Source organism: Geodermatophilus sp. SYSU D00710 (assembly GCF_054050195.1).
This window is the reverse complement of sequence record NZ_JBJGYX010000098.1, coordinates 1-9874: the sequence shown is the minus strand read 5'-3', so window position 1 is coordinate 9874 and position 9874 is coordinate 1. Positions and strand designations below refer to the sequence as shown.

At 76.8% G+C, this 9874-nt stretch carries 8 protein-coding genes; 3 read left to right on the top strand and 5 right to left on the bottom strand.

From position 1 onward, the window contains the following. Window positions 1-87: 87 nt before the first annotated feature. The 5 genes from ACI78U_RS24250 to ACI78U_RS24230 all read right to left on the bottom strand — a co-directional run bounded on the left by ACI78U_RS24250 (window position 88) and on the right by ACI78U_RS24230 (window position 6676). On the bottom strand, window positions 88-1683 hold the full coding sequence (locus ACI78U_RS24250) for a glycoside hydrolase family 13 protein (protein ID WP_456878002.1): 1596 nt from the start codon (window positions 1681-1683) through the stop codon (window positions 88-90). 85 nt (window positions 1684-1768) lie between these two features. Continuing rightward, complete coding sequence (locus ACI78U_RS24245) at window positions 1769-2200, bottom strand: globin (RefSeq protein WP_456878000.1); 432 nt, start codon at window positions 2198-2200, stop codon at window positions 1769-1771. Further along, complete coding sequence (locus ACI78U_RS24240; RefSeq protein ID WP_456877998.1) at window positions 2197-3429, bottom strand: MFS transporter; 1233 nt, start codon at window positions 3427-3429, stop codon at window positions 2197-2199. Before ACI78U_RS24240 ends, ACI78U_RS24245 begins: the two co-directional genes overlap by 4 nt. A gap of 86 nt (window positions 3430-3515) precedes the next feature. Continuing rightward, window positions 3516-4541 carry a mechanosensitive ion channel family protein gene (locus tag ACI78U_RS24235; protein ID WP_456877996.1) on the bottom strand — a complete coding sequence of 342 codons (1026 nt, stop codon included), beginning with the start codon at window positions 4539-4541 and terminating at the stop codon, window positions 3516-3518. 14 nt (window positions 4542-4555) lie between these two features. Then, a complete protein-coding gene (locus ACI78U_RS24230) occupies window positions 4556-6676 on the bottom strand; it encodes a prolyl oligopeptidase family serine peptidase (protein WP_456877994.1) in 2121 nt (706 codons plus the stop codon). A gap of 211 nt (window positions 6677-6887) precedes the next feature. On the opposite strand from ACI78U_RS24230, the gene ACI78U_RS24225 reads away from it, so the two are divergent. From ACI78U_RS24225 to ACI78U_RS24215, 3 genes are all read left to right on the top strand, one after another. After that, window positions 6888-7415 (top strand): HNH endonuclease, encoded by a 528-nt coding sequence (locus tag ACI78U_RS24225; RefSeq protein WP_456877993.1) that lies wholly within the window; start codon window positions 6888-6890, stop codon window positions 7413-7415. An 82-nt stretch (window positions 7416-7497) separates the two neighbouring features. Next, on the top strand, window positions 7498-8361 hold the full coding sequence (locus tag ACI78U_RS24220; RefSeq protein ID WP_456877991.1) for an SCO6745 family protein: 864 nt from the start codon (window positions 7498-7500) through the stop codon (window positions 8359-8361). 161 nt (window positions 8362-8522) lie between these two features. Further along, a complete protein-coding gene (locus ACI78U_RS24215) occupies window positions 8523-9647 on the top strand; it encodes a hypothetical protein (RefSeq protein WP_456877990.1) in 1125 nt (374 codons plus the stop codon). Window positions 9648-9874: the final 227 nt, after the last annotated feature.

Genomic DNA, 9874 nt, shown 5'->3' with positions numbered 1-9874 from the left:
CGCGCCCCGCTGTGTGGTGAACCCAGCCCCCCCCGCCCCGCGGCGGGCCGCCCCCCCCCCCCCGGGCGGCCCCCCCCCCCCCGGCCGTCAGCCGCGGAGCCAGACCGCCGTGTCGGCGGGCACGACGCCGCCGGAGACGTCGTCGCTGGCCAGGAGCACCGCGCCCTCCGGCAGCGGTACCGGGCGCGCGGAGGCGTTGACCAGGCACACCAGCCCGCCGGGACGGCGGAACGCCAGGCACCCCTCCGGCGCGGGCAGCCACTCGAGGGACTCCCCGGTGAACGCCGGCGAGGTCCGCCGCAGGTGCAGCGCCGCGCGGTAGAGCGAGAGCACCGACGCGGGGTCGGCGGCCTGCGCCTCGGCGGTCATCGGGCCCCAGCCCTCCGGCATGGGCAGCCAGGTGTCCGGCCGGGTGGAGAAGCCGTAGGACGGGTCGGTGCCCGACCACGGCACCGGGATGCGGCAGGCGTCGCGGCCGCGCTCGGTGTGGCCCGAGCGCTCCCAGATCGGGTCCTGCAGCGCCTCGTCGGGCAGGTCGACGTCGGGCATGCCGAGCTCGTCGCCGTTGTAGACGTAGGCCGCGCCGGGCAGCGCCAGCTGCAGCAGCGCCGCCGCCCGCGCGCGGCGGGTGCCGGTTCCGCCGCCGCCGTAGCGGGTCACGTGCCGCGGGCGGTCGTGGTTGGAGAGCACCCAGCAGGCCGGCGCCGGCGTGGCCTCGACGGTGGCCAGCGAGTGGACGACGGCGTCGCGCAGGTCGTCGACGTCCCAGTCGGCGGTCAGCAGCTTGAAGTTGAACGCCAGCTGCAGCTCGTCGGCGCGCAGGTAGCGGGCGAGCCGGTCGTCGTCCTTGAGCCAGATCTCACCGACGGCCATCGTGCCGGGGTACTCGTCGAGGACGGTGCGGATCCGCCGGTGCACCTCGTGCACGCCCTCGTCGTCGAACCGGTGGTCGCCCGGCCCGTGGTCGTCGAGCAGGCCGGTGTCCTCCATGGGCAGCATGTCCGGCAGGCCCTCGGGCTTGGCCATGCCGTGGCCGACGTCGATGCGGAACCCGTCGACGCCGCGGTCGAGCCAGAACCGCATCGTCGTCTCGAGGTCGGCGACCACCTCGGGGTTGGTGAAGTCCAGGTCGGGCTGCTCGGGCGCGAAGAGGTGCAGGTACCACTGGCCGTCGGGCACCCGCGTCCAGGCCGGACCGCCGAACACCGAGGGCCAGTTGTTCGGCGGCTGCGCGCTGTCGGGCCCGCGACCGTCGCGGAACAGGTAGCGCGCCCGCTCGGGCGAGCCGGGGCCGGCGGCCAGCGCGGCCTGGAACCAGGCGTGCCGGTCGGAGGTGTGGTTGGGCACCAGGTCGACGGTCACCCGGATGCCGAGCGCGTGCGCCTCGGCCAGCAGCGCGTCGAATGCGGCCAGGTCGCCGAAGACCGGCTCGACGTCGCGCGGGTCGGCGACGTCGTAGCCGTGGTCGGCCATCGGGGAGGGGTAGAACGGCGTGATCCACAGCGCGTCGACGCCGAGCTCGGCCAGGTGGGGCAGGTGCGAGCGGATGCCGGCGAGGTCGCCGACGCCGTCGCCGCTGCCGTCGGCGAAGCTGCGGATGTAGACCTGGTAGAAGACGGCGTCGCGCCACCAGTCGGCGTCGGTGCGTCGGAACGGGTGCAGGGCAGGGTCCACCGGGGTCACCGGGCTCCTCGAGGGGTGTGTGTCGGCCCCCTCGCAGGGGCCCGCCACGAGCGTGCGAGTGGCGGGGGGCGAGGGGGTCCTTCGGCTACGGGCGCAGGAGGCCGGGCGCGTCGTCGGGCCAGCGGTTCTGCATGCTGCGGGCGGCCATCGTCAGGTAGCCCCACAGCGTGGCGTCCTGCTCGGCGGTGAGCTCGAGGGAGTCGACGGCGTCCCGCATGTGCCGCAGCCACGCGTCGCGCTCGGCCGCGCCGATCGCGAACGGCGCGTGCCGCATGCGCAGGCGGGGGTGGCCGCGCTGCTGGGAGTAGGTCGTCGGGCCGCCCCAGTACTGCTCGAGGAAGCCGCGGAGCCGGGTCTCGGCGCCGTCCCAGTCGTCCTGGGGGTACAGCGGCGCGAGGACCGGGTCGGAGCGGACACCCTCGTAGAAGCGGGCGACCAGCCGCCGGAAGACCGGCTCGCCGCCGACCTCCTCGTAGAAGGTCCGCGCCGAGGGCAGGGACCGGCTCGCCTCGCTCATGGCACCGATGGTCCCGCAGTGGGGTGCCGCCCCGCCACGCCGGGTCGGGTGCGGGCCAGGGCGAGCAGCGGGGGGACGACGGCGACCAGGCCGATGCCGCCCGCGACGGCGACGACGGCGGCGGCCGGGACCCGCTCGGCGGCCAGGCCCGCACCGAGGGCACCGAGGCCCTGCACGCCGTAGAGGCCGCTGACGGCGACGCCGAACGCGCGGCCGCGCACCGCGGGCGGCACCGCCTGCACGAAGGCGACGTTGAGCGGGATCGTCCACGAGGCGCCCAGGCCGGCGACGAACAGCAGGCCGACCACGAGCACGTAGGCGCCCCGTCCGGGTCCGGCCGACAGCGCCACCAGCCCGGCGAGCAGCACCGGCGCGAGGGACAGCACGACCAGCACCGGCATGAGCCGCTCGCTGCGCGCGGTGCCGAGCAGCCGGGCGACGACGAGGCCGCCGATGGTCACGCCCAGCGGGTTGGCCGCCAGCAGCACGCCCAGCGCGGCGGCGCCCTCGCCGAGGCCGTCGGTCAGCGGGGCGGCGATGCCCTCGGCGACGTTGGCGAACAGCGTGCCGGTCCACAGCAGGCCGATGATCGCCACCAGCCGCGGGCTGCGGCCGATCAGCCGCAACCCCTCGCCGGCGTCCCGCCACACCGACGACGGCTCCCCGGCCGGCTCGACCGGGGCCGGGCGCCGCTGCAGGCCGAGCCACAGCCACAGCGCGGAGACGGCGAAGGTCGCGGCGTCCAGCAGCAGCACCACCGACGGGCTCAGCGCGGTGACCAGCGCGCCGGCGGCGACGAAGCCGACCACCTGGGCGAGCTGCAGGCTGACGTTGGTCAGCGAGGTCGCGACCGCGTACCGCTCGCCCTCGAGGACGTCGGCCATGAGCGCCGAGCGGGCCGACTCGAACGGCGGGGCGCACAGCGAGACCGCGAACAGCAGGACCAGCAGCACCGGCAGCGGGGTGCCGGGGATCGCCATGAGCGCGACCAGCCCGGCCCGGGCGACGTCGCTGGCGATGAGCACCCGGTGCCGCGGGAACCGGTCGGCGAGGGTGGCGAGCACCGGGCCGCCCAGCGCCCAGGGCAGGAAGCTCAGCGCGAAGGTGAGCGCCGCCAGCAGCGGTGAGTCGGTGCGCTGGTAGACGACGACGGTCAGCGCGACGCGGGCGAGCTCGTCGCCGACGGTCGAGAGCGTGTAGGTGCCGAACAGCGGCCGGAACTCGCGCACCGCGAACACGGCACGGAAGGAGGCCCGGTCCTCCGCGACCCCGGAGGAGGCCGGACGTCCCCCGTCGCCGGCCGTGCCCCCTCCGCTCATCGGACGCCGGCCGCGCTGGCCGCGCCGGCCGAGGCCGCGCCGAGCAGGGGCGGTGGCGTCCGGATGCCCTCGGCGACGAAGCGCTCCTTGAGCCGCATCCGCAGCTCCCGGCCGACCCGCCACTGGTCGGCGTTGGTCGAGCGCACCTGCACCCGCATGAAGACGCCCTCCGAGAGGATCTGCTCGACGCCCAGGGACTCGGGCTCGGCCAGCAGCACCGCCGCCCACTCCTCCTCGGCGTACATCGCGTCGGCGACCTCCTGCATCACCGTGCGGCAGCGCTCGAGGTCGGTGTCGTGCGCCACCGGCATGTCGATGACGACCTGCGCGTAGCCCTGGCTCTTGTTGCCGACCCGCAGGATCTCGCCGTTGCGGGCGTACCAGACCACGCCGTTGACGTCACGCAACCGGGTGATGCGCAGCCCCACCGCCTCGACGGTCCCGCTGGCCTCGCCCAGGTCGACGACGTCGCCGACGCCGTACTGGTCCTCGAGGATGATGCCGATCCCGGCGATGAAGTCCTTGACCAGGTTCTGCGCGCCGAAGCCGAGCGCCACGCCGACGACGCCCGCGCTGGCCACGATCGGGGCCAGGTCGATGCCCAGCTCGCCGAGCACCAGCACGACGGCGATGCCGAGGATCACGAACGACGCGAAGCTGCGCAGCACCGAGCCGATCGCCTCGGCCCGCTGCGTACGGCGGGCGGCGACCTGCTCGAGGGCGTCGCCGGAGCCGCCGCGGTTGCGCAGCGGCCGCAGGATCGTCGGCATCGACCCGGTCGCGGTGCGCTCGGTCAGCCGCCGGATCGCGCGGTGCACGAGGAAGCGCACGACCCCGGCGAGCACCAGGACCAGCAGGATCCTGGCCGGCCGGGCGATGAGCGTGTCGGCGTTGCCGGCCAGCCAGCCCATGCCGGAGAGTTCGTACACCTTCGCGCAGAGGGTGGTCGGGTCGGAGGCGCAGTCGGGCACGGCGGCCGCGAGCAGGCCGTCGGCAGCGACTACGGAGGGTGGAGCGGTCATCACCCTCCATGGTGTCAGGTCGGTATCGGTCCTCCGGGACCCGGCGCGCCCTCCGGCGCCGGGCCGGTCGCGGCTGCGAGGAAGGCGAGCTGGTCGGCGGCGAGGCCCACCGTGCGGCTGACCGCCCGGGCGCCGTGGCCCACCGACGTCTCGCGGCGCAGCACGACCGGCGCGTCGGCGCTGGTCGCCGCCTGCAGCGCGGCGGCGAGCTTGCGGGCGTGCAGCGGGTCGACCCGCGTGTCGGACTCGAAGGTCGTGAACAGCACCGCCGGGTAGGCGGTGCCCTCGCGCACCGCGTGGTAGGGCGAGTAGCCGAGCAGCCAGCCCAGCTCCACCGGGTCCTCGGCGGTGCCGTACTCGTCGTTCCACGTCCGGCCCAGGCCGAAGCGCTCGTAGCGGACCATGTCCAGCAGCGGCGCGCTGCAGACGACGCCGGCGGCCAGGTCGGGCCGCTGGGTGAGCGTGGCGCCCACGAGCAGGCCGCCGTTGGAGCCGCCCATCACCGCCAGCTGCCGGTGGGTCGTCCACCCCTGCGCGACGAGGTGCTCGCCGGCGGCGGCGAAGTCGTCGAAGACGTTCTGCTTGCGCTCGCGCATGCCGGCGCGGTGCCACTCCTCGCCGTGCTCGGAGCCGCCGCGCAGGTTGGCCACCGCCCACACCCCGCCGGCGGCCACCCAGGCCAGCGCCTGGGCCGAGTAGGCGGGGGTGAGGGCCACGTTGAACCCGCCGTAGCCGTAGAGGACCGCCGGGCGCGGGGTGTCGGGCGTGCCGGTGCGCGAGACGACGAACAGGTGCACCGGCGTCCCGTCGGCCGAGGTCGCGTGCGTCTCGACGACGGTCACCTCCGGCACCTCGCCGGCGACCGGGGCGCGCTCGTCCGGGGCGAGGGTGTCCGCGGCGGCGGCGTCCCAGCGCAGCACCGACGGCGGGGTCGAGAAGTCGGTGTAGCCGACCCAGGCGGTGGTGCCGCCCTCAGGTGGCGCGCTCACGCCGGAGACGCTGCCCGGCGGGAGCCCGGTCACCTCGCCGAGGCGGCCCGAGCCGTCGCCGGCCCAGACCGAGAGCCGGTCGGTGGCGTCGACCGAGTGGACGGCGAGCACCTGCAGCGACCCGTCGGCGCCGTCGACCAGCGCGACGTCGGCGAGCACGCCGTCGTCGGCCTGCGGGACGACGTCGCGCCAGGCCTCCGGCGCCCAGGTCGCGGGGTCGGCGGGGTCGGCGACCGCCAGCCGCCGGCGCGGCGTGCCGCGGTCGCTGAGCAGCCACAGCCGGCCGTCGCGGGCCACCCAGGCGGTGGTCTGCGCGTCGACACCGACCTGGAGCTCGCGCACCGCGCCGTCCCCGCCGAGGTCGGCCACCCAGACGTCGTCGCGCGGGGCGGTGCCGGCCGACGCGGAGACGACGAGCCAGCGGCCGTCGGGGCTGGTGCGCACGCCGTAGTAGTTGGTGGGGTCCAGGGCGGGCGGGTCGAAGGTGCCGCCGTGCACGAGGACGTCGCCGTCGGGGTCGGCGCCGACGCGGTGGCGCCACACCCGGCGGTGGAACTGCTCCTCGCCGGCGGGCACCTGGTCCGGCGCCAGGCGGCGGACGTAGAAGAGCTCGTCGCCGCCGGGCAGCCAGGCGACGGGGGAGTAGCGGCAGCGGTCGACCGGGCCGTCGAGCCGCTCGCCGGTGGCGACGTCGAGGACGTACAGCCGCGACTCCTCGTCGCCGCCGGTGGACAGCTGGTAGGCCAGCCGGTCGCCCTCCCACGACGGCGACCACGCGTCGAGCGTCGTCGTCCCGGAGGGGTCCAGGGCCATCGGGTCGACCAGCACCCGCACGGTGCCGTCGGGCTCGCGGACCCGCAGGACGGCGTGCTCCTGGCCGGGGTCGCGCCGGGTGGAGAACGCCCGGCCGCCGCGGTGCACCGGGACGCCGACGGCGCCGGCGTGCACCAGCTGCTCGAGGCGGGCGGCGAAGGCCGGGCGCAGCGGCAGCGCGCCCAGGACGTCGGCGGCGAGCGCGTCCTGGGCCACCGTCCACGCCTGCGTCCGGGGGTCCTGCGGGTCCTCCAGCCAGCGGTAGGGGTCGGCCACGCGGTGGCCGTGCAGGTCCTCGACGAGGTCGAGCCTCTCGGCGTCGGGGTAGCGCACCCGTCCGACCGTAACGGGCCCGCTCCGGGGCGGCCCGACCTCCCGCGAGCGCCGGGGCCCCAGGTCAGGGCAGGATGGTGCTGCCCGCGGGCCGCCCCGGTACGGCGGTCCGGGGCGTCGGAGGTGCTCCGTGTCGCGTTCCGCGTCCGGGTCGTCGCCGGCGGGCCACCCAGGTCCGCGACGCGACCCCGTCCCCGTCCCCCGGCTGCCCGTGCCCTCGTCCGGCACGACGTCGGCCACGCTGCTGCTCAACGCCACCTACGAGCCGCTGTGCGTGGTGTCCAGCCGGCGCGCGATCGTGCTGGTCCTGGCGGAGAAGGCGGAGCCGGTCGACGCCGCCGCCGAGGTGGTCCACGCCGAGCGCCTGAGCCTGCCGGTGCCCGTCGTCGTCCGGCTCACCCGGTACGTGCGGGTGCCCTACCCGGCGCAGGTGCCGCTGTCCCGCCGGGCGGTGTTCACCCGCGACGGGCAGACCTGCGTCTACTGCGGGAGCTCGGCGACCAGCATCGACCACGTGGTGCCGCGCAGCCGGGGCGGCACGCACACGTGGGACAACGTGGTGGCCGCCTGCCGCCGGTGCAACCACACCAAGGCCGACCGGTCGCTGGCCGAGCTGGGCTGGAAGCTGCCGCACCCGCCGCGCACCCCGAGCGGCGCGGCCTGGCGGCTGCTGGGCGCGCGCACCGTCGACCCGCGCTGGCGCGAGTGGCTGGGGATGCCCGAGAGCGTCTCGGCATGATGGAGGACCCCGTCCTCCCCACCCCTCGCACGCTCGGGGCGGGCCCCGGGACGGGGCCGACGAGCCACCGGACGGAGAACCGATGACCTCTGCCGGGACCGCACGGCGGCTCTGGGCGCTGGCCGAGCCGCTGCACGCCCTCGTCTACTTCGCCGACGAGGTCCGGTCGGCGGGCCGGGGGGCCGGCCTGACCGGCTTCTGGTCCACCTACTTCGCGCTGCGGGCCGCGCCGCTGGGTCCGGTGGGCCCCGAGGTCGTGACGGCGACCTTCTACAACTTCGCCCCGGCCTTCGTCGCCCGCCGCGTCCCGGAGGTGTGGTCGGCGGTGACACCCGACGCGGCGCTCGAGGCGCGGCGGGCCGGCGTGGACGCCGCCGTGCGCCGGGTGCTGGGGGAGTGGGTGGACTCGCCCGAGGCGGCCGAGGCCGCGACGCTGGCCCGGGCAGCCGCCGACGCGGTCGACCTGCCCGGCCGCCCGCTCGCCGCCGCCAACGCCGGGCTGCCGGTGCCCGCCGAGCCGCACCTGGCGCTGTGGCAGGCGGTGACCACGCTGCGGGAGCACCGCGGCGACGGGCACAACGCCGCGCTGCTCCAGCGCGAGGTGTCCGGAGCCGCCGCGCACGTGCTGGTGGCGGCGGCCGGCCGCGTCGACCGGGAGTGGCTGCAGAGCGCCCGCGGCTGGGACGACGACGCCTGGGACGCCGCCGCGCGGCAGCTCACCGGCCGCGGCTGGCTCGACGGTGCCGAGCTCAGCGCCGAGGGGCTGGCGATGACCACCGCGATCGAGGCCGACACCGACCGGCTCGCCCTCGGTCCCTGGCGCGCGCTCGGCGACACCGGCTGTGACCGGCTGGCCGAGCTGCTCGCGCCGGTGCGCCGGGGGCTCGTCGCCGCGGGGCTGTTCCCCGACCGGAACCCCATCGGCGTCCCCGTCGACGCCGTGTGAGCCGTGGGCCGGGGGCCGCTGGGGCTCGCGGTCACGGATGGGTCACGTGGGGTCCCACGGCTCCCAGCAAGCGTGTCCGTGACTCAGCCGTATCGGACGGTCACCGTACGTTGCGCCGAGGTCAGCGCCGCTCGGGCGCTGCGGTCGCCGGAAGGTGTCCCATGTCCAGCCCCTCCACCACGCGCCGCCGGACCGTGCAGCGCTTCGGCCTCGCCGGCATCGGCAGCGCCGTGCTCTTCGTCGGCATCGCGTCCCCGGCGGCCGCGGCGCCCGACGTCGTCCTCCCTCTCGAGCCGGCCGAGGTGGCCCTGCTCAACATCCCGACCGAGAACGGCCCCGCCGGTGCTCCCACGCCCTACGAGGTCCAGTACGGCGACACGCTGACCGTGGACCTGGCCGACGGCCTCGACCCCACCGACGCGGTGATCAGCATCGAGTTCCCCGACACCGCCGCCGACACCGACTCCGACCCGGACAAGGTCTACTCCACGGACCCGAGCGCGACCGACCCGCTGGTCGCGAGCGTGATCCCCGGTACCAACGACGTCGCGATCCTCCTGCCCGTGGACGACATGGTGAACGGGCCGGAGGCCGTCCTGCGCATCGACCCCGTCGACACCGACCCCGCCGTCCTGGGCCCGGAGTTCACCGTCGACCCGGAGATCGTGTACGAGCTGGGCTTCAGCGCCACGGCCCCGACCGGCAGGATCCTCCGTCCCGAGCTCCTGGCGCTCGCCCAGGTGCCCTGCGCCCTGAGCTCGCCGACGCCGTGCCCGGTCGCGGTGAGCGCCGGATCCGGTCTCGTCCTCGACCTGACCGTGGACTCGGCGCTGCGGGACCTCGGCCTCACCGCCCTCGACGGCATCGAGCTCGAGCTGGCGAGCGCCGACGACCCCACCGCAGCTCCCGTGCCGCTCACCGTCGAGGCGAGCGGCACCACGGCGCGGGCCGTCCTGCCCGCCGACCTGGCCGCCGGTCCCTACGCCCTCGTCCTCGGCCAGCCGACGGCGTCGGGCTACTCGATCGTGCTCGCCGAGCTGGCGGTGGCGGCTCCGCCCGCCGCACCGACGACCGCGGCGCCCACGCCCGCGCCGAGCACGCAGGCCGTCGTCAACACCGGGCTGCGGTCGAACACCGGCGTGACCGCCCCGGCTCCCGAGAACGGCTCCGGCAACGTGGCCGTCGCCGCGGGCGCCGGCCTGCTGCTCCTCGCCGGTGCCGGCGGCGTCGCCGTCGCCCGCACCCGTCGCCGTCCGGCGGTCGAGGCCGGGACGGGCGAGGCCTGATGCGGCCGGGGCGGCGTACTGCCGCGATCGCGGCGGTCGCCGCCCTGGGCATCGCCGGCAGCACCCTGCTCGTCGTCGGCCTGGACGACGACGAGCGGTCCGCCGCGGGCGCCCCGGGCGCCCCCCCCCCCGGGGGGCCCCCCCCCCCCGCCCCCCCCCCCCCCCCCCCCCCCCCCCCCCCCCCCCCCCCCCCCCACCCCCCCCCCCCCCCCCCCCCCCCCCCCCCC

What these genes read in the sequence shown, in the direction of transcription:
- ACI78U_RS24215 (WP_456877990.1), top strand. Translation starts at nt 8,523, where the DNA reads ATGTCCAGCCCCTCCACCACGCGCCGCCGGACCGTGCAGCGCTTCGGC.
- ACI78U_RS24245 (WP_456878000.1), bottom strand. Translation starts at nt 2,200, where the DNA reads ATGAGCGAGGCGAGCCGGTCCCTGCCCTCGGCGCGGACCTTCTACGAG.
- ACI78U_RS24220 (WP_456877991.1), top strand. Translation starts at nt 7,498, where the DNA reads ATGACCTCTGCCGGGACCGCACGGCGGCTCTGGGCGCTGGCCGAGCCG.
- ACI78U_RS24235 (WP_456877996.1), bottom strand. Translation starts at nt 4,541, where the DNA reads ATGACCGCTCCACCCTCCGTAGTCGCTGCCGACGGCCTGCTCGCGGCC.